18 protein-coding genes and 1 pseudogene are annotated in these 19439 nt (G+C 74.2%); 5 read left to right on the top strand and 14 right to left on the bottom strand.

The window, feature by feature from the left end; translation table 11 throughout:
• Positions 1-10 precede the first annotated feature (10 nt).
• From deoC to FB586_RS08380, 11 genes and pseudogenes are all read right to left on the bottom strand, one after another.
• Positions 11-718 (bottom strand): deoxyribose-phosphate aldolase, encoded by a 708-nt coding sequence (gene deoC / locus FB586_RS08430; RefSeq protein WP_136518840.1) that lies wholly within the window; start codon positions 716-718, stop codon positions 11-13.
• Positions 715-1848, bottom strand: a complete 1134-nt coding sequence (locus FB586_RS08425) for an adenosine deaminase (RefSeq protein ID WP_136518839.1) — start codon at positions 1846-1848, stop codon at positions 715-717. The genes deoC and FB586_RS08425 overlap by 4 nt, the downstream gene beginning before the upstream one ends.
• A gap of 22 nt (positions 1849-1870) precedes the next feature.
• Complete coding sequence (locus tag FB586_RS08420; RefSeq protein ID WP_136518838.1) at positions 1871-2122, bottom strand: hypothetical protein; 252 nt, start codon at positions 2120-2122, stop codon at positions 1871-1873.
• A gap of 147 nt (positions 2123-2269) precedes the next feature.
• Entirely contained in the window at positions 2270-3565 is a 1296-nt protein-coding gene (locus tag FB586_RS08415; RefSeq protein WP_136518837.1) for a thymidine phosphorylase, read from the bottom strand.
• The gene (locus tag FB586_RS08410; RefSeq protein WP_281276658.1) at positions 3562-3984 is read right to left on the bottom strand and encodes a cytidine deaminase; all 423 of its coding nucleotides are present in this window, start codon (positions 3982-3984) and stop codon (positions 3562-3564) included. The genes FB586_RS08415 and FB586_RS08410 overlap by 4 nt, the downstream gene beginning before the upstream one ends.
• A 2-nt stretch (positions 3985-3986) precedes the next feature.
• Positions 3987-5276: an ABC transporter permease gene (locus FB586_RS08405; protein WP_136518835.1), complete on the bottom strand. Its 1290-nt coding sequence runs from the start codon at positions 5274-5276 to the stop codon at positions 3987-3989.
• On the bottom strand, positions 5273-6595 hold the full coding sequence (locus tag FB586_RS08400; protein ID WP_136518834.1) for an ABC transporter permease: 1323 nt from the start codon (positions 6593-6595) through the stop codon (positions 5273-5275). Before FB586_RS08400 ends, FB586_RS08405 begins: the two co-directional genes overlap by 4 nt.
• Entirely contained in the window at positions 6592-8112 is a 1521-nt protein-coding gene (locus FB586_RS08395) for an ABC transporter ATP-binding protein (RefSeq protein WP_136518833.1), read from the bottom strand. Before FB586_RS08395 ends, FB586_RS08400 begins: the two co-directional genes overlap by 4 nt.
• A 99-nt stretch (positions 8113-8211) precedes the next feature.
• Positions 8212-9297 carry a BMP family lipoprotein gene (locus FB586_RS08390; protein ID WP_246036660.1) on the bottom strand — a complete coding sequence of 362 codons (1086 nt, stop codon included), beginning with the start codon at positions 9295-9297 and terminating at the stop codon, positions 8212-8214.
• Between the two features lie 297 nt (positions 9298-9594).
• Positions 9595-10800: pseudogene (locus FB586_RS08385) on the bottom strand (amidohydrolase); the annotation flags it as partial.
• A 149-nt stretch (positions 10801-10949) separates the two neighbouring features.
• Positions 10950-12074, bottom strand: a complete 1125-nt coding sequence (locus tag FB586_RS08380; RefSeq protein ID WP_136518832.1) for a mannose-1-phosphate guanylyltransferase — start codon at positions 12072-12074, stop codon at positions 10950-10952.
• Between the two features lie 228 nt (positions 12075-12302).
• Between FB586_RS08380 and sdhC the strand changes: the two genes are divergently transcribed.
• Genes sdhC through FB586_RS08355 form a run of 5 tightly spaced genes read left to right on the top strand, consistent with a single transcriptional unit; the run spans position 12303 to position 16756 of the window.
• Positions 12303-12701, top strand: a complete 399-nt coding sequence (sdhC, locus tag FB586_RS08375; RefSeq protein WP_136518831.1) for a succinate dehydrogenase, cytochrome b556 subunit — start codon at positions 12303-12305, stop codon at positions 12699-12701.
• A 2-nt stretch (positions 12702-12703) separates the two neighbouring features.
• Positions 12704-13162 carry a succinate dehydrogenase, hydrophobic membrane anchor protein gene (gene sdhD, locus FB586_RS08370; protein WP_136518830.1) on the top strand — a complete coding sequence of 153 codons (459 nt, stop codon included), beginning with the start codon at positions 12704-12706 and terminating at the stop codon, positions 13160-13162.
• A gap of 46 nt (positions 13163-13208) precedes the next feature.
• Complete coding sequence (sdhA, locus tag FB586_RS08365) at positions 13209-15047, top strand: succinate dehydrogenase flavoprotein subunit (RefSeq protein WP_136518829.1); 1839 nt, start codon at positions 13209-13211, stop codon at positions 15045-15047.
• Positions 15047-15832 carry a succinate dehydrogenase iron-sulfur subunit gene (locus tag FB586_RS08360; protein WP_136518828.1) on the top strand — a complete coding sequence of 262 codons (786 nt, stop codon included), beginning with the start codon at positions 15047-15049 and terminating at the stop codon, positions 15830-15832. Before sdhA ends, FB586_RS08360 begins: the two co-directional genes overlap by 1 nt.
• A 51-nt stretch (positions 15833-15883) precedes the next feature.
• On the top strand, positions 15884-16756 hold the full coding sequence (locus FB586_RS08355) for a phosphotransferase (RefSeq protein WP_136518827.1): 873 nt from the start codon (positions 15884-15886) through the stop codon (positions 16754-16756).
• Here the strand turns inward: FB586_RS08355 and FB586_RS08350 are convergent.
• From FB586_RS08350 to trpS, 3 genes are read right to left on the bottom strand one after another with little or no spacing between them, the layout of a single operon-like run.
• Entirely contained in the window at positions 16675-17760 is a 1086-nt protein-coding gene (locus tag FB586_RS08350; RefSeq protein WP_136518826.1) for a YihY/virulence factor BrkB family protein, read from the bottom strand. The genes FB586_RS08355 and FB586_RS08350 overlap by 82 nt on opposite strands.
• A gap of 9 nt (positions 17761-17769) precedes the next feature.
• On the bottom strand, positions 17770-18369 hold the full coding sequence (locus tag FB586_RS08345) for a 2'-5' RNA ligase family protein (protein ID WP_136518825.1): 600 nt from the start codon (positions 18367-18369) through the stop codon (positions 17770-17772).
• A complete protein-coding gene (gene trpS, locus FB586_RS08340) occupies positions 18366-19427 on the bottom strand; it encodes a tryptophan--tRNA ligase (RefSeq protein ID WP_136518824.1) in 1062 nt (353 codons plus the stop codon). The genes FB586_RS08345 and trpS overlap by 4 nt, the downstream gene beginning before the upstream one ends.
• Positions 19428-19439 lie beyond the last annotated feature (12 nt).

Below are 19439 nucleotides of genomic sequence, written 5' to 3'. Positions count from 1 at the left end.
GGTCGGCCGGTCAGTAGCCCGCGTCGGCGGTGAGGCCGCCGAGCACGGCGGCGGTCCCGGACAGGCCGAGCCGGGTCGCCCCGGCGTCGATCATCGCGAGCGCGTCCTCGGCGGTGCGGATGCCGCCGGAGGCCTTGACCCCGAGGCGCCCCCCGACCGTCTGCGCCATGAGCCGCACGGCGTGCACGCTCGCGCCGCCGGCGGGGTGGAAGCCGGTGGACGTCTTGACGTAGTCGGCGCCCGACGCCTCCGCGGCCTCGCACACGGCGACGATCTCCTCGTCGGTCAGGGCGGCCGACTCGATGATGACCTTGAGCACGGTCGGCGCGGGCACGGCGGCCCGCACCGCCGCGACGTCCGCCGCGACGTCGGCGAACCGCCCGGCCTTCGCCGCCCCGACGTCGATCACCATGTCGACCTCGGCGGCGCCGTCGCGCACCGCCCGCGCGGCCTCCGCGGCCTTGACGTCGCTGTGGTGCTTGCCGGACGGGAACCCGCAGACGGTCGCGACCAGCAGGTCCGGCTCGCCGTCCAGGCCGACCGGCACCTCCAGCGGCAGGAACGACGGCGACACGCACACGGCGTACACGCCGAGCCGCACGCCCTCGGCCACGAGGGCCTCGACGTCGGCGCGGGTGGCCTCCGGCTTGAGCAGCGTGTGGTCGACGTACCGGGCGAGCGCGACGGCGTCGGTCGGGGTGGTGGGGTCGGTGGTCATGCGCGGTGCCTCCCGGGCCGTGCGGTGCCCGGCGTGCCGGCCGGGCGGACGATGCGGTCGACGAGCGCGCGGCGCTCGTCCTCGTGCAGGAACGCGTGGCGTGCGGCGGCCACCTGGACCGCGACGACGTCGTCGTGGGTCCACCCGGCCTCGCGGACGAGCAGCTCGAGCTCGCGCGAGAGCGACGTGCCGGACTGCAGGCGGTTGTCGGTGCTGACGGTGACCTCGAAGCCGAGACGCAGCAGCAGCGTGACGGGGTGCTCGGCGACGGACGCGGCCGCGCCGGTCTGCAGGTTCGACGACGGGCAGACCTCGAGCGGCACGCGGCGGTCCCGGACCCAGTGCGCGAGCCGCCCGAGCCGGGGCGCGCCGTCGGCGCCGACCTGCACGTCGTCGGCGATGCGCACGCCGTGCCCGAGGCGCAGCGCGAGGGCACCGTGCAGGGCGTCGGCGATCGAGTCGAGGCCCGCGCCCTCGCCGGCGTGCACGGTGACCGGGAAGCTCTCCTGCCGCAGCGTCCGGAACGCCGCGGCGTGCCGCGACGCCGGGAAGCCGGCCTCGGGCCCGGCGACGTCGAACGCGACGACGCCCGCGTCCCGGTTCGCCAGCGCGAGCGCGGCGACCTCCTCGGCGCGGTCCGCCTGGCGCATCGCCGAGAGGACCTGCGTCACCCGGATCTCGTGACCCGCGTCGCGGGCCTCCGCCATGCCGTCCTCGAGACCGGCCCGGACGGCGTCGACGACGGCCTGCAGCGACAGCCCGCCGCGCTGGTGCTGCTCGGGCGCGTACCGCTCCTCGGCGTGCACGACGCCGTCCGCCGCGAGGTCGAGCACGGTCTCGCGCGCGACCCGGTGCAGGGCGTCGGCCGTCTGCAGGACGCCCACCGTGTGGTCGAACGTCTCGAGGTAGCGCTCGAGCGAGCCGGACGACGCCGCCTCGACGAACCAGCGCCCGAGCGCGTCGGGGTCCGTGGTGGGCAGCGTGTGGCCGGCCTGCGCGGCGAGCTCGACGACGGTCGCCGGTCGCAGGCCGCCGTCCAGGTGGTCGTGCAGCAGGACCTTGGGCAGTGCGCGGACGGCCGCGCCGGGATCGGCGTCGGGCGTGCCCGACGCCGGGAGGTGCGCGGTCATGCGTCCACCGTAGCGGGACGGCTCACTCCCCCTGGACCTCGTCCTCCTCGTCGATCGGCACCTCGGCGGCCTGCTCGGCGACGTCCGCCTCGTTCGCGGCGTCGGCGAGGTCCGGCCGCGGGACCGCGGGCGTGTACTCCTCCGGGTCGGCGCGCTCGGGCAGCGCGTCCCGCTCCGGCTCGTCCGCCGGGTCGGTCAGCCGCGCAGGTGCGTCGGGGTCGACGGGGACCAGCCCCGCGTCGCGCCAGGCGTCGTTCCCGGGCACGGTGCTCATGCCGGGGCCCCCGCGCGATCGTGAGCGCAGCGAACTATCGGGTGGGGTGAGTTCATGGCTCCTCCTCGGACAGGTGGGTGGGACGTCCCCATCGTGCAGGGCGCCCCGCCCGCCTGCCATGGGAGGCGACGGGCAGCGCCCGCCGGGTCAGCCGGCGGCGACGCGGTCCAGCACGAGCGGCCGCGGCGCGGCGGCCGGTGCCTCGGGCGCCACGACGACGCCGCCGGCGAGCGCCTCGCGCGCACGGGCGAACCGCTCCGGGGTGTCCGTGTGCAGGGTGAGCAGCGGCTGCCCCGCGCGCACCCGGTCGCCGGGACGGGCGTGCAGCTCGACGCCCGCACCGGCCTGCACCGGGTCCTCCTTGCGCGCCCGCCCGGCACCCAGGCGCCAGGCCGCGACGCCGACGGCGTACGCGTCGAGCGTGGTCAGCACGCCGTCCGCCTCCGCGACGACCTGCTCGGTCTCGCGCGCGACCGGCAGCGGGGCGTCCGGGTCCCCGCCCTGCGCCGCGATCATGCGACGCCACACGTCCATCGCGCGGCCGTCGGCCAGCGCCGCGGCGGGGTCGGCGTCGGGGCGGCCGGCGGCGTCGAGCATCTCCCGCGCGAGCGCGACCGTGAGCTCGACGACGTCGGCGGGGCCACCGCCTGCGAGCACCTCGACGGACTCGCGCACCTCGAGCGCGTTGCCGGCCGTCAGGCCGAGCGGCGTCGACATGTCGGTGAGCAGCGCGACGGTCCGCACGCCGGCGTCCGTGCCGAGCTCGACCATGGTCCGGGCGAGCTCGCCGGCCCGCTCGGCGTCCTTCATGAACGCACCCGACCCGACCTTGACGTCCAGGACGAGCGAGCCCGTGCCCTCGGCGATCTTCTTGCTCATGATCGAGCTGGCGATGAGCGGGATGGCCTCGACCGTGCCGGTGACGTCGCGCAGCGCGTAGAGCTTGCGGTCCGCCGGCGCCAGGCCCGAGCCGGCGGCGCAGATGACCGCGCCGACGTCCTCGAGCTGGCGCATCATCTCGTCGTTGCTCAGCGCGGCCCGCCAGCCGGGGACCGACTCGAGCTTGTCGAGCGTCCCGCCCGTGTGGCCGAGGCCGCGCCCGGACAGCTGCGGCACCGCGACGCCGAACACCGCGACGAGCGGTGCCAGCGGCAGCGTGATCTTGTCGCCGACGCCGCCGGTCGAGTGCTTGTCGGCGGTGGGGCGCGACAGGCCCGAGAAGTCCATGCGCTCGCCGCTGGCGATCATCGCGGCGGTCCACCGCGCGATCTCGGCGCGGTCCATGCCGTTGAGCAGGATCGCCATCGCCAGGGCGGACATCTGCTCGTCCGCGACCACGCCGCGGGTGTAGGCGTCGAGCACCCAGTCGATCTGGGCCTCGGACAGCCGGCCCCCGTCGCGCTTGGTGACGATGACGTCGACGGCGTCGAACGGCTCGCTCACGCCTGCTCCTCCCCCGCGCCCCGCTCGACCAGGTCCACCGGACCGAACGCGTCGGGCAGCACCTCGCTCATCGGGCGCACGCCCCGCACGGTCTCGACGAGCAGGTCCGGGCCGCCGTGCTCGAACAGCAGCTGCCGGCAGCGCCCGCACGGCGCCAGCACGTTGCCGTGGCCGTCCACGCAGGTGAACGCGACCAGCCGGCCGCCGCCCGTCACGTGCAGCATCGACACGAGGCTGCACTCGGCGCACAGCGTGACGCCGTACGACGCGTTCTCGACGTTGCAGCCGGTGACGACGCGGCCGTCGTCGACGAGCGCCGCGACGCCCACCGGGAACCGCGAGTAGGGCACGTACGCCCGCGGCAGCATGTCGCGCGCGGCGGCGCGCAGCGCGTCCCAGTCGACCTGGGGGTGGGTCACGGTCACTCCTTGACGTAGGGCTGGCCGGACGCGGCGGGCGCACGCGAGCGCCCCACGAGCCCCGCGACCGCGAAGATCGTCACCACGTACGGCAGCATCAGCATGAACTGGCTCGGCACGGGCGCCCCGACGATGCTCAGGGCCCCCTCGAGGTTCGACGCGAAGCCGAACAGCAGGGCCGCGAGCGCCGCGCGCACCGGGTCCCACTTGCCGAAGATGACGGCGGCGAGCGCGATGAAGCCGGCGCCGGCCGTCATCTCCTTGCCGAAGCTCGACACCGACACGACGGTGTAGAACGCGCCGCCCACGCCGGCGATCGCGCCGGCCACCACGAGCGCCAGGTAGCGCGTGCGGCCGACCTTGATCCCGACCGTGTCGGCGGCCTTGGGGTGCTCGCCGACGGCCCGCAGGCGCAGGCCCCACCGGGTGCGTGCGAGGGCGAACCAGATCGCGGGCACGGCGAGGTACATGAGGTAGACGACGACGCTCTGGTTGAACAGCGCCGGGCCGACGACCGGGATGTCCGCGAGCAGCGGGATCGCGATGCGGCTGAACCGGGTCGTGGCGTTGAGCGTCTCGGCGTTCGGCACGAGCACCTGCGAGTACAGGAAGCTCGTCAGGCCGATGACGAGGACGTTGAGCACGACACCGACGATCACCTGGTTGACGCGGTAGGTGATGGCGAAGACGCCGAGCACGAGCGAGACGAGCACGCCCGCGACGACCGCGGCGAGCAGGCCCGCCCACGGGCTGCCCGTGACCGTGCCGGCCACGGCCGCGCAGAACGCGCCGGCGAGCAGCTGCCCCTCGATGGCGATGTTGACGACGCCCGCGCGCTCGCCCACGACGCCGCCGAGCGCGCCGAAGACGATCGGCACCGCCAGCAGCACGGACCCGCCGACGAGGCGCGTGACGGGGATGTCGCCCGCCGAGCCGGCGGCGGCCCACGCGAGGAAGCCGAACAGCAGGACGACGGCGAGCACGAGCGAGAGCCACAGCGGCACCCGCCGGCCGCGCGCGACGAGCAGCGCCGCGACGGCCGTGCCGGCGGCACCCAGCGCGACGCACACCCACGCGGTGGCGGTGCCGGGCACCGTCACGTCGGGCAGCGCGACGAGGTCCCCCTCCGAGGCGAGGCGGAACGTGGCGTCGCCGGCGCGGGCCGCGAGCAGCAGCAGGAGCGCGAACAGGGCCGTGACGACGCCGAGGGCGATCGGGGCCTTGCGGCTGACGACCGTGACGGTGCGGTGCTGCACGACGTCCTCGGGCGTGGGCGCGAGCGTCGCGGTCATGCCGCCACCTCCTGCGACGTCGGGGTGCCGGTGGCACCGCGGCCGGGCCGTCGGCGCGCGCGCCCGCCGGGCTGCGGGAGCCGGAACACGGCCCGCACGAGCGGCGGTGCGGCGATGAACAGCACGATGAGGGACTGCACGACGAGGACGATCTCGATCGGCACGCCCTCCAGCGCCTGCATCGACGACCCGCCCGCCTTGAAGGCGCCGAAGAGGATGCCGGCCAGGAGCACGCCCACGGGGCTCGACCCGCCCAGCAGCGCCACGGTGATCGCGTCGAAGCCCACACCGGCGTCGATGTCGGCGCCGAAGCCGGTCGTGATGAGCCCGAGCACCTGCGTGGTGCCCGCCAGGCCGACGAGGGCGCCGGCGACGCCCATCGCGAGGACCGTGGTCCGGCGGACGTCGATGCCGGCGACGCGGGCGGCGTGCGCGTTCTCGCCGAGGGCCCGGAAGCCGAAGCCGAGGCTCGAGCGGTTGAGCAGCCACCACACGAGGACGACCGCCCCGAGCACGAGCAGGAAGCCGACGTGCAGGTTGTAGCGGTCCCCGAGCAGGCCCGGCATCACCGCCGTCTCCGCCATGGCCGGCGTCTTCGGGTTCGCGGACCCCGGCGCCTGCAGCAGGCCGGGGGTCGCGAGCAGGTAGGACAGCAGGTAGAACGCGATGTAGTTGAGCATGATCGTGACGATCACCTCGTGGGCGCCCGTCGCGGCCTTGAGCAGGCCCGCGATCCCCGCCCACAGCGCCCCGGCGAGGATGCCGACCACCACGGCCACGACGAGGTGCAGGCCGACGGGGAGGTCGAACGCGAAGCCGACCCAGCCCGCGGCCGCGGCCGAGACGAGCAGCTGCCCCTGGCCGCCGATGTTGAACATGCCGGCGCGGAACGCCACGGCCACGCCGAGGCCCGCCGCGATCAGCGGCGTCGCGTACGTGAGCGACTGCGTCAGCGGACGCACGGCCGCCGCGAACGAGTCCGCCTCGTAGTTCCACACGGCGCCCCGGAAGAGCGCGGCGTACGCGCCGCCGACGGCCTGGCCGATCGCGGCGAACGTGTCGGCGGGGCGGGCGAAGAAGTAGCCCGCCGACTCCTGCACCGCCTCGTCGGTGAACGCGATCATCACGGAGCCCGCGAGGATCGCGAGCACCACCGCACCGAGGGAGACGGCCCAGCCGCCCGAGACGATGCGGGCGAAGGCCTCGTGCCAGCGCCGGTCGCCGGGTGGCGTCGCGGCGCCCCCGTCGGTGCCGCCGGTGTCCGTGGCAGGAGCCGGTGCGGCCCCCGCCGGCGCCGCAGCGCGTGTCGGCTCGCTCACGCGGCCTCTCCCTCCGTCCCGGGCGCGATGCCGGCCATCATGAGGCCGAGCTGGTCGCGCGGGGTGGTCGCCGGGACGATCCCGACGACGCGTCCGCGGTACATGACGAGGATGCGGTCGCCGAGCGCGACGGCCTCGTCGAGCTCGGTGGAGACGACGACCACGGGCACGCCCGCGTCGCGCGTCTCGACGATCCGCTTGTGGATGAACTCGATCGACCCGACGTCGACGCCGCGCGTCGGCTGGGCCGCGACGAGCAGGCGCAGCTCGCGCGAGAGCTCGCGGGCCAGCACGACCTTCTGCTGGTTGCCCCCGGACAGGCGGCCGACCGGCGTGTCGATGCCCTGCGTGCGGATGTCGAACTCCTCGACCTTCTCGCGCGCGAACGCGTCGCGCGCCCGCAGCTGCAGGGCGCCGGACCGGACGAACGGCGGCCCGTCGGTGCGGTTGAGCACGAGGTTGTCCGCGACGCTGAAGGTGCCCACGAGGCCGTCCTCGTTGCGGTCCTCGGGCACGAACCCGACGCCCGCGTCGAGCACCTGGCGCACGTTGCGGCCGACCAGCTCATCGCCGTCGAGCCGCACCGAGCCGCGCACGTGCTCCGCGAGCCCGGCGAGGGCCTCCGCGAGCTCGGTCTGGCCGTTGCCCTGGACGCCGGCGACCACGAGGATCTCCCCGCCGCGCACCTCGAACGAGACGTCGTCGACGAGGACCGTGCCGCGCGCGTCCGTCACCTCGAGGTTCCGGACCTCCAGGCCCCGCCCGGCGGGGACGGCGTCGTCCTTCTGCACGGTGAGCTCGACGGCGCGGCCGACCATGAGCGAGGCCAGCTCCGCGTCGGACGCGGTCGGGCTGGCCTCCCCCACCACCGCGCCACGGCGCACGACGGTGATCCGGTCCGCGACCTCGCGGACCTCGCGCAGCTTGTGGGTGATGAAGACGATGGCGGCGCCGGACTCCTTGAGCTGGCGCATGATCGCCATGAGCTCGTCGGTCTCCTGCGGCGTCAGCACCGCGGTCGGCTCGTCGAAGACGAGGACGCGGGCGTCGCGCGAGAGCGCCTTGATGATCTCGACGCGCTGCTGCACGCCGACGGGCAGGTCCTCGACGAGCGCGTCGGGGTCGACGTGGAAGCCGAAGCGGTCGGCGATCTCGCGCACGCGCGAGCGCGCGGCGTCGAGGTCGAGCCGGCCGCCGGCCCGCGTCTGCTCGTGGCCGAGCATGACGTTCTCCGCGACGGTGAAGACGGGGATGAGCATGAAGTGCTGGTGCACCATGCCGATCCCGGCGGCCATCGCGTCGCCCGGCCCGGCGAAGTGCTGCTCGCGGCCGTCGAGCAGGATCTCGCCCTCGTCGGCCTGGTAGAGGCCGTACAGGACGTTCATGAGCGTCGACTTGCCCGCACCGTTCTCGCCGAGCAGGCAGTGGATCTGCCCGGGTTCGACCGTGAGGTCGATGTGGTCGTTCGCGACCAGCGCGCCGAAGCGCTTGGTGATGCCGCGCAGCTCGAGCTTCATGTACCGATCCTCGACGGGTGGGTGGGAGGGCCGCACGCCGACGCGCCGCGGGGAGGCCGCGGCTGCGGCCTCCCCGGGGCGGTCACCGTGCGAGCGGGGTCACTCGGCCAGGTAGGAGGTGACGGTGACGTCACCGTCGATGATCTGCGTCTGCAGCTCCTGCACGGCCGCCCAGAGCTCCGGGTCGACCTTGTCCTCGAAGTCGTGCAGCTCGGCCAGGCCGACGCCGCCGTTCTCGAGCGTGCCGACGTACGCCTCGGCGTCCCAGTCGTCGCCCGCCGACGCGAGCACGGCCTCGTAGGTCGAGACGTCCATCTTCTTCAGGATGGAGGTGAGGACGTACGGCTGCGTGGCCGGGTCCGTCTCGTAGACGTCGGCGTCGGCGCCGATGAGCGCGATGTCGCGCCCGGAGTCGGCGATCGCGTCGAGCGCGGACTGGTAGATCGGGCCGCCGACGGGCAGCAGGACGTCGACGCCCTGGTCGATGATGCCGGCCGCGACCTCCTTGGCGGTGTCGTTGGCCGCGAAGCCGCCCGTGAACGAGCCCTGGTCGCCGCCCTGGTACCCGACGACCTGCACGGACGTGCCGTTCTCGGCGTTGTAGTGGTCGACGCCCTGCTTGAAGCCGTCCATGAAGATGGTGACGGTCGGGTACGGCTGGCCGCCGAACGTGCCGACCTTGCCGACCTCCGAGTAGCCCGCGGCGAGGTAGCCGGCGAGGAACGCGGCCTCGGCCGTGTTGTAGAGGAGCGGCTTGATGTTCTCCGCGTCCTTCTCGCCGTCGAAGTCGTTGTCCGCGGCGTCGTCGACCAGGATGTAGTGCAGGTCGGGGTTCGCGTTGGCGGACTCGACCGTGTCGGCGGACAGCGCGAAGCCGACGGACACGATCGTGTTGCAGCTCGCCGAGACGAGGCTCTCGAGGTTGGCGGGGTAGTCCGCGGCGGACTCCGACTGGACCTCGGCGAACTCGGCGCTCAGCTCGTCGGCGGCCTTGCGGGCGCCCTCGTAGCTCAGCTGGTTGAAGCTCTTGTCGTCGAAGCCGCCCTCGTCGGAGACGATGCAGGCCTTGAAGTCGGAGCCGGCCGCCGTCTCGTCGCCGCCCGCGGTCTCCTGCGTGTCCTCGGGGGCGCTGCCGCACGCGGTCAGCGCCAGGACGACCGCACCGCCGAGCGCGGCCGCTCGCATCATCTTCTTCACGCCGGTTATCTCCTGTTGTCGTCGTGACGTCCCGTCGCAGGGGCCGGAGCGGGCGGCAGGGAGGCGCCGCCGCGGCGTGCGGCTGTCGACGGAGTTCACCGACGACCCTAGGCACCGCGAGGTCACGGACCTGTTACCGATGGGTATCCGCGCAGGTTCCGTGATGAATTCGCAACCTGCGGACACCCGTCGGGCGGTGCCGAATGCGGCAGGACTGGACGTATGACCAGGCCCGCCGCCGCGGCACGCGTCACTCCCTGCGGCGCTCGGCCGGGTCGGCGTGCTGCGTCCGGCGAGCTGCGCGGTGCGCGCGAGCAGCAGCGCCCCCGCCTCGACGGCCCGCTCGTCCACCCGCAGGTCGCCCTGGTGGATGTCGTACGTGTGGCCGCCCGGCGTCCGCGTGCCCAGCCGCGCCATCGCGCCCGGCACCTTCTGCAGGTACCACGCGAAGTCCTCGCCGCCGAGCGACTGCTCGGTCAGGCGCACCGACTCCGGCCCCAGGACGTCGCGCGCCGCGGCCTCGAGCACCGCGGTCGCCCCCTCCCGGTTCTCGACGGGCGGCACGCCGCGCGCGTGCTTCACCTCGACCTCGACCCCGAAGGGGCGGACCACGTCGTGCACGGCCGCCTCCAGCACGCGGGACGCGTGCTCCCACGCCCGCACGTCGAGGCAGCGCAGGGTGCCCATGACGGTCCCGCTCGACGGGATCGCGTTGTGGGCGCTGCCCGCGCGCACCGCGCCCCACGTGAGGTTGACCCCGGAGCGCGGGTCGAGACGCCGGCCGAGCACGGCGGGGACCTGCGTGATCACCTGGCCGAGCGCGAACACGACGTCACCGGTCAGGTGCGGGCGCGACGTGTGCCCGCCGTCGCCGGTGAGCGTCACCGTCACCTCGTCGGACGCGGACGTGATCGGGCCGATGCGCGTCCCGACCTGGCCCACGTCGAGCTTCGGGTCGCAGTGCACCGCGAAGATGCGCTCCACGCCGTCCAGGCCCCCGGCCGCCATGACGTCGAGCGACCCGCCCGGCTGCACCTCCTCCGCGGGCTGGAACAGCAGGCGCACGCCCGCCGCGAGCCCGTCGGCGACCTGCGCGAGCGCGAGCCCGGCACCGAGCACCGCGGTGGTGTGCACGTCGTGTCCGCACGCGTGCGCCACACCGCGCACGCCGGAGGCCCACGGCAGGTGGCACGTGTCCGCCACCGGCAGCGCGTCGAGGTCCGCGCGCAGCGCCACCCGCCGGGCACCGCGGGCGCTGACCGTCGGGCCGATGTCGCACCACAGCCCGGACCCGGGCAGCAGGTGCGGGTGGAGGCCCGCGGCGCGCAGCCGGTCGGCGACGACCCGCGTCGTCCGCTCCTCCGTCCGCGCCAGCTCCGGGTGCGCGTGCAGGTCGCGCCGGATCTGCACGAGCTCGTCCCGCAGGCCGGCGACCACCTCCGCGAGCCGGGCCGCCTCCCCGTCGGCGGGGGCCGGCGCGAGCGAGCGCAGCGGCGCGACCGCGTCCCGCGGCGCCCGGGACGCTCCGTCGCCGTCGGGCACCGGCACCGGCGGACGGAGCTCCCCGGTGGCGGGCGCGTCGGACGTCAGGGGACGGTCGGAGGGAGCGGTGGGCACGTCCTCGACTGTAACCGCCCGCCTCAGAGCAGGTCCTCGCGGCCCCGCTCGCGCCAGGCGTCCACCGCCCCCTTGACCTGCTGCGCGTGCGCGCGGGTGGTGACGAGCACCGCGTCCGGCGTGTCCACCACGACGGCGTCCGGGACGCCGACGACGCTCACGGTGCGTCCGCCGCCCACGACGACGCTGCCGGGCGCGTCCAGCCGCAGCACCGCCGCCGGGTCGCCGAGCGTCGCGTCGCCCGTGCCGTCGGCGAGCAGGGCCCCGAGGGAGGCGAAGTCGCCGACGTCGTCCCACCCGAACCCGCCGGGCACCACGGCCACGCCCCCGGCCGCGGCGACGGGCTCGGCGATGGCGTGGTCGATGGCGATCCGCGTCAGCGTCGGCCAGGTGTCGGCCAGGCGCGCGTCGCGCTCGGGCCCGTCCCAGGCGGACGCGATGCGGCGCAGCCCGTCGTGCAGCGCGGGCAGCTGCGCGGCGAGGTGGTCCAGCAGGACGGCCGCGCGCACGACGAACATGCCGGCGTTCCAGCTGTACCGGCCCGTCGCGAGGTACTCCGCCGCGGTCGCGGCGTCGGGCTTCTCCGTGAAGCCGTCCACGTGCCGCGCCCCGGGGGCCCCCGGCACGCCGAGCGGGTCGCCCGCCCGCACGTACCCGAAGGCGGTCGACGGCCCGCTCGCCTCGATGCCGACGGTCACCACGTAGCCCGCGCGCGCCGCCTCGACGGCCTCGCGCACGGTCGCCCCGAACACGTCCGTGCCGGAGATGACGTGGTCGGCGGCGAACGAGCCGAGGACGACGTCGGGGCCGTGCCGCTCGAGCAGCACGGCGGCGGCCAGGCCGATGGCCGCCATCGAGTCGCGCGGGCTCGGCTCGGCGAGCACGTCGTCCGGCCCCAGCTCGGGCAGCTGCTCCGCGACGGCCGCCGCGTGCCGCTGCCCCGTCACGACGAGCACGTGGCCGGGGCCCGCGAGCGGGAGCAGCCGGTCGACCGTCGACTGCAGGAGGCTGCGACCGCTCCCCGTGAGGTCGAGCAGGAACTTGGGCCGCCCCGCGCGGCTCAGCGGCCACAGCCGGGTGCCCGCGCCGCCCGCGGGAACGACGGCGTGGAGGTCGGGGATCGGCGACGTGGCCTCGGCGCTGGGCATGCCCGAACGGTACCGAGACGGCCGCCGCCGCCGGGCGCGGTCGCCCTGCGGCGGACCTCCGCGGGCTGCCTCCGCTACCACCGTCTCAGTGTGTGGACTTGGTCACAAAGTCCCGTGCGCGGGGTCGGGTGTCCCGTGACGGCGGCGTGTGCGGGCGGTCGGGTCATTACAGTGAGGCTCACCCCCGGACATCGCCGTCCACGCCGACTCGCCCCAGGAGGCACCACCGTGTCCACTGCGCCCACCGCGCCCGCGCGGCCGGCCGGAACGCTCTACCGCGGGCGCGAAGGCATGTGGTCGTGGGTCGCGCACCGGGTCACCGGCTTCGCGATCTTCTTCTTCCTGCTCGTGCACGTGCTCGACACGTCGCTCGTGCGCGTCTCCCCCGAGGCGTACAACGACGTCATCGGCACGTACAAGAACCCGATCATGGGGCTCGGCGAGGCCGGCCTGGTGCTGGCGATCGTGTTCCACGCGTTCAACGGCCTGCGGATCATCCTCGTCGACTTCTGGTGGCAGGGGACCCGGTACCAGCGCGTGATGCTCTGGGTCGTCATGGGCCTGGTCGTCGTGACGATGGCCGGCTTCCTGCCCCGTCACCTCATGAACGTGTTCGGAGGCCACTGACCATGACGACGATCGCGGACCCCAAGGCCCCGCGCCCCTCGCGGCCCGGCCCCACCCGGCGCTCCACGCACGGCAACACCGAGATGGTCGCGTGGCTGTTCATGCGCGTGTCCGGCGTGATCCTGGTCGTGCTGATCTTCGGGCACCTGTTCGTCAACCTCGTGCAGGGCGAGGGCATCAACGCCATCGACTTCGGCTTCGTCGCCGGCAAGTGGGCGTCGCCGTTCTGGCAGGTCTGGGACCTGCTCATGCTCTGGCTCGCGATGATCCACGGCGCCAACGGCGTCCGCACGATCATCAGCGACTACGCCGAGAAGGACTCGACGCGCATCGTCCTCAAGAGCCTGCTGTACGTCGCCACCGTCGTGGTGATCGTGCTCGGCACGCTCGTCATCTTCACGTTCGACCCGTGCCCCCCGAACAGCCCGACGGACCTGCTGCCGTCGTTCTGCGAGCGCTGACGCGCCCGGCACCGTCGCCCACTCCTCAAGGAAGGCATCGCCCTCGATGCAGACCCACCAGTACGACGTCGTCATCGTCGGCGCGGGCGGCGCCGGCATGCGCGCGGCGCTCGAGTCGTCGACCCGCGTGCGCACGGCCGTCATCTCCAAGCTCTACCCCACCCGCTCCCACACCGGCGCGGCCCAGGGCGGCATGTGCGCCGCCCTCGCCAACGTCGAGGAGGACAACTGGGAGTGGCACACGTTCGACACCGTCAAGGGCGGCGACTACCTCGTCGACCAGGACGCGGCCGAGGTCATGGCCAAGGAGGCCATCGACGCGGTCCTCGACCTGGAGAAGATGGGCCTGCCGTTCAACCGCACGCCCGAGGGCCGCATCGACCAGCGCCGGTTCGGCGGGCACACCCGCAACCACGGCGAGGCCGCGGTGCGCCGCTCGTGCTACGCCGCCGACCGCACGGGTCACATGATCCTGCAGACGCTCTACCAGCAGTGCGTGAAGAACGAGGTCGAGTTCTTCAACGAGTTCTACGTGCTCGACCTGCTGGTGGACCACGACCTCGCCGCGTCCTCGGTGCCCGAGGGCGAGGAGGTGCACGTCTCCGGCGTCGTCGCGTACGAGCTGGCGACGGGCGAGATCCACGTCTTCCAGGCCAAGTCGGTCGTCCTCGCGACGGGTGGCGCCGGCAAGATCTACAAGACGACGTCGAACGCGCACACCCTCACCGGTGACGGCATGGCGCTCGCCTACCGCCGCGGCATCCCGCTGGAGGACATGGAGTTCTTCCAGTTCCACCCGACGGGCCTCGCGGGTCTGGGCATCCTGCTCTCGGAGGCGGCCCGCGGCGAGGGCGGCATCCTGCGCAACGCCGAGGGCGAGCGCTTCATGGAGCGCTACGCACCGACCATCAAGGACCTCGCGCCGCGCGACATCGTCGCGCGGTCCATGGCGAACGAGGTGCGCGAGGGACGCGGCGCCGGGCCGAACAAGGACTACGTCCTGCTCGACCTGACGCACCTCGAGCCCGCGCACATCGACGCGAAGCTCCCGGACATCACCGAGTTCGCCCGCACGTACCTCGGCATCGAGCCCTACACCGAGCCGGTGCCGGTGTACCCCACCGCGCACTACGCGATGGGCGGCATCCCCACCAACATCGAGGGTGAGGTGCTGCGCAACAGCACCGACGTCATCCGCGGCCTGTACGCCGCGGGCGAGGTCGCCTGCGTGTCGGTGCACGGCTCGAACCGCCTGGGCACGAACTCGCTGCTCGACATCAACGTCTTCGGCAAGCGGGCCGGCCGCACGGCGGCCGCGTACGCGGCCACGGCCTCGTTCGTCGAGCTCCCGGAGGACCCGGCCGCGGTCGTCACGGCCGAGCTCGAGGGCATCCGGACCCGTCCGGACGGCGAGCGCGTCGCGGACATCCGCCGGGCGCTGCAGGAGACGATGGACGCGAACGCGCAGGTGTTCCGCACGGAGGAGTCGCTGCGCACCGCGCTCGACGACATCCGTGCGCTGCGCAAGCGGTACACGGCCGTGAGCGTCCAGGACAAGAGCCGCACGTTCAACACCGACCTCCTCGAGGCCGTCGAGCTGGGCTTCCTGCTCGACATCGCCGAGACCGTCGTGGTCGGCGCGCTCAACCGCAAGGAGTCCCGCGGCGGGCACTTCCGGGAGGACTTCCCGGACCGCGACGACGCCGGCTACATGCGGCACACCATGGCCTACCGCCGTCCGGCCGGACTCGACGGCGCCTCCGCCGAGGGCGGGGACGCCGAGGGGACGTTCGCCCACACGGAGCCGTTCGACGGGTACCAGGTGGTGCTCGGGTCGAAGCCCGTGATCATGACCCGCTACCAGCCGATGGAGCGCAAGTACTGATGACCGCCACCGCAGAAGCACCCGCACCGGAGGTCGGTGCCGTCCCGTCGTTCGAGGTCACGCTGAAGATCCGGCGCTTCCTGCCGTCGGACGACGCGATCCCGACCTTCGGCGAGCCGTTCGAGGCCGAGCCGCGCTGGGACGAGTTCCGCGTCACCGTGCACGGCACGGACCGCGTCCTCGACGCCCTGCACAAGATCAAGTGGGAGCACGACGGCTCCCTGACGTTCCGCCGCTCGTGCGCGCACGGCATCTGCGGGTCGGACGCCATGCGGATCAACGGCCGCAACCGCCTCGCGTGCAAGACGCTGCTCAAGGACCTCGACCCGAGCAAGCCGATCGTCGTCGAGCCCATCAAGGGCCTGCCGGTCGTCAAGGACCTCGTGGTCGACATGGAGCCGTTCTTCGCGTCCTACCGCGAGATCATGCCGTTCCTCATCACCACGGGGACCGAGCCGACCAAGGAGCGCCTGCAGTCGCCGCAGCAGCGCGAGCGCTTCGACGACACGACGAAGTGCATCCTGTGCGCCGCCTGCACGTCGTCCTGCCCGGTCTTCTGGACCGACGGGCAGTACTTCGGCCCCGCCGCGATCGTCAACGCGCACCGGTTCATCTTCGACAGCCGCGACGAGGGCGGCGCGCAGCGCCTGGAGATCCTCAACGACAAGGAGGGCGTGTGGCGCTGCCGCACGACCTTCAACTGCACCGAGGCGTGCCCCCGCGGCATCGAGGTGACGAAGGCGATCCAGGAGGTCAAGCGCGCGATGATCACGCGCGCCTTCTGAGGCACCGCTTTTCCGCTCGCACGTCGGCGGGCACGCGCGAGAGCATCGCGCGTGCCCGCCGACGTGTTCCCACCCCCTCCGCCGCGGTACCGGGACCCCGACCCGGCACCCGCCGGCACCCGCCTGCCGGGGGGCAACGTCGGGGGCGCGGTCCGCGTCGGCGACACCGTCCGACGTCCGGCCGGCCCCTGGACGCCCGCCGTGCACGCGCTGCTGCGGCACGTGCGCGCCCGCGGCCTCGACGGCGTGCCCGAGCCGCTGGGCGTCGACGACGGCGGACGGGAGGTCCTGACCTACCTGCCCGGTGTGCCGGTCGACCTGGCGGAGGTGACGGACCAGCGCCTCGCCTCCGCGGCGGCCTGGCTCGCCCGCTACCACGCCGCCGTCGCCGACTTCCGGCCCGGCCGCGTCCGGTGGCGGTTCGAGGAGGGCGACCTGCGCCCCGGCGAGATCGTGTGCCACCACGACGCGACGCTCTACAACATGCTCGTGGCGGCGCCCGGCGGGGACGACGTCGTGGGCGTCGTCGACTGGGACGTCGCCGGCCCCGGTGTGCCGCTCGACGAGCTGGCGATGCTCGCGTGGAGCGGGGTGCCGTTCTACACCGACGCCGGCGCCCCGGAGGGCGCGCGCCGGTTGCGGCTGCTCGTCGACGCCTACGGCGAGGAGGCGTCACGCCGCCACCTGCCCCGCCACGACGCCGCGGTCGTCGCACGGCACGTCGTCGTCCGCATGACCGGCGCGAGCGACGCCATCGCCGCGGGGCAGGAGGCCGGCGACCCCGGCATGCTCAACCTCGCCCGCAGCGGTGAGCCCGCACGCACCCGCGCGGCACTGGCGGCCTACGTCGCCCGGCTGCCCGAGCTGCTCGCCGCTCTCGCCGACGCGGCGGCCGCCGACGCCGCGGCGTCGTCCTCGTCCTGACCCTCGCCCGGCGCGACGTACGGCGGGTCGGCGGTCCACGCCGCCGCGAGCAGCACGATGCGCGCGATGAGGTTGACCCACAGCAGCAGCACGACGATCGCGGCGAACGACGCCAGCACGGGGTCCTCCTGCACCGACCCCGACACGATGGAGGTGCCCAGGACGCGCACCACCCCGAGGCCCGTCGCGGCGATCGCCGCACCGCCGAGCAGGTCGCGCCGCGGCGGCGCCTGGCCGGCGAGCACGCGCACGAGCATGACGAAGAGCGCGGCGTCGACGAGGAACGCCACGGCGATGCCCAGCGCGCGCACGACGAAGCCGGAGCCCTCGTCCCAGCCCACGACGTCCAGCAGCCAGTCCGCGGCGGTGGTGACGCCGAGCGTGACCACCGCGGACAGCAGCACCGCGAGCCCGATGCCGACGAACCCGCCGAGCTCGCGCAGCTTGCCCAGCACCACGTTCTCGGCCGGGTGCACGCCGAACATCGCCCGCACGGCCGTCCGCAGCGCCGCGATGGCGCGGATGCCGGTGAACACGAGCACACCGGTCGCGACGAGCCCGGCCCAGGACAGCCCCGTCGACAGCTGCAGCTGGGAGGGCTTCAGCAGGCCGCCCCCGCCCGTGTCCACCAGACCGGGCAGGGAGGCGTCGACCGTCGAGAGCACCGTCGACCGCAGCGAGTCGTTGCGGCCGAGGACGGCCGTGAAGACCGTCCAGCCGATCGTCAGGCCGGCGAAGATCGAGAACAGCGCCGCGTACGCGATCCCACCCGTGAGGACCCCGCCGCCCGCCCGGCCGAAGCGGGCGTTGGCGCGCGCGGGGCGCGTGTGGTTCCACCACGCGAGGAGGGCCTGCCCGCGGGCGACGAGCCCCGCGAGGCCCGGTGCCCACCGCCGCTCGGGCCGCGGGTCCGGCGCGGCCGCCGCGGCGTTCCGGTGCGCCTCACCCGCCCCGGCCGCCGGGCGCACCACGGTGCGCTCGGTCGGGGTGCGGGGGCGCGTCATGGGCCGAATCTAGGTCGGCCGCACCGCCGCGGCATCCGGACGGCCCTGCGCGGTCGTGCCGCCGGCCGCAGCCCCGCCGCGCAGGGCGAACGCGCGCTCCTGCCGCCAGGCCCGCCCGTCGTGCACGTACCGGTGCAGGTGCGTGACGAGGAAGGTCGCCTCGTACGCGTCCATCGCCGTCTGCGCCGCGTCGAGCGCGGCGTCGTCGAGCTCGTGCGCGACGGTGACGTGCGGGTGGTACGGGTAGCGCGACTCGTGCGCGAGCGGGCCCGCGCGCAGCGCCCGCTCGAGCGCGGTGCACTCGGCCGCGCCCCGCACGAGCGGCACGAACACGACCGGCGTGACCGGCCGGAACGTGTCCGCCCCGCGCAGGTGCACCTCGAACGGCGGGTGCTCGGCCGCGACGGCGCGCAGGTGGTCGTCGACCACCGCGGAGGCCGACGCGGGGACCGGCGTCGGGCCGACGAGCGTCACGTGCGGGTGGACGTGCGCCGCGTCCGGGTCGCCCGAGCGGGCCCGCGCCGCCGCGAGCTCACCCCGGTACGGCTCCGGGAGGGCCACGGCGACGCCGACGAGGCGCTCGCCGGGGCCGCACTCCGGCAGCCTCACGGACGCGTCCGCCGCCGCGGGAGCAGACCCGTGCGGTCGTACATCCGCTCCAGCGTCGGCACCGCCAGCTCGCGCGCCCGCTCGGCGCCGGCCGCCAGCACGTCGTCCAGCGCCGACGGGTCCGAGAGGTAGTGGTGCACCCGCTCCTGGAACGGCGTGAGGAAGTCGACCACGACGTCCGCGAGGTCCTTCTTCAGGTCGCCGTACCCCTTCCCCGCGTAGTCCGCCTCGAGGGACGGGACCGTCCGGCCCGACAGCGCCGAGAAGATCGTCAGCAGGTTGGAGATCCCCGGCTTGGACACCGGGTCGAACCGGATCGCCCGCTCGGTGTCCGTCACCGCCGAGCGGATGCGCTTGGCCACGACCTTCGGGTCGTCGAGCAGCTCGATGAGGCCGTTGGGGCTCTCGGCGGACTTGCTCATCTTCGCCGTCGGGTCCTGCAGGTCGTAGATCTTCGCCGTCGCGGACACGATGTACGGCTCGGGCACGACGGCCGTCCCGGCGCCGAAGCGCGAGTTGAGCCGCTGCGCGAGGTCCCGCGTCAGCTCGAGGTGCTGGCGCTGGTCCTCGCCGACCGGCACGAGGGCCGTGTCGTACAGCAGGATGTCGGCCGCCATGAGGACCGGGTACGTGAAGAGCCCGACCGTGGTGCCCTCCGTGCCCTGCTTCGCGGACTTGTCCTTGAACTGCGTCATGCGCGACGCCTCGCCGAAGCCGGTGAGGCACGACAGGATCCACGCGAGCTCGGCGTGCTCGGGGACGTGCGACTGCACGAACAGCACCGAACGCGCCGGGTCCACGCCGGCGGCAAGGTACTGCGCGGCCGTGCGGCGCGTGCGCTCCCGCAGCACGCGCGGGTCCGGGGCGACGGTGAGGGCGTGCAGGTCGACGACGCAGTAGATCGCGTCGTGCGTGTCCTGCAGGGCCACCCACTGCGTGAGCGCGCCGAGGTAGTTGCCCAGCTGCAGCGAGTCGGACGTCGGCTGCATGCCGGAGAAGATCCGGCTCGCGGCCGGCGTCGTGCTCTGCGGCGACGGCGAGGGCAGCACCTGGGTCATGCGAGGGCCTCC

The sequence above is a fragment of the Cellulomonas telluris genome (assembly GCF_004886325.1).
GTDB lineage: Bacteria > Actinomycetota > Actinomycetes > Actinomycetales > Cellulomonadaceae > Cellulomonas > Cellulomonas telluris.
Note: the sequence above shows the minus strand (reverse complement) of the source record. Positions and strands in the feature narration are given on the sequence as shown.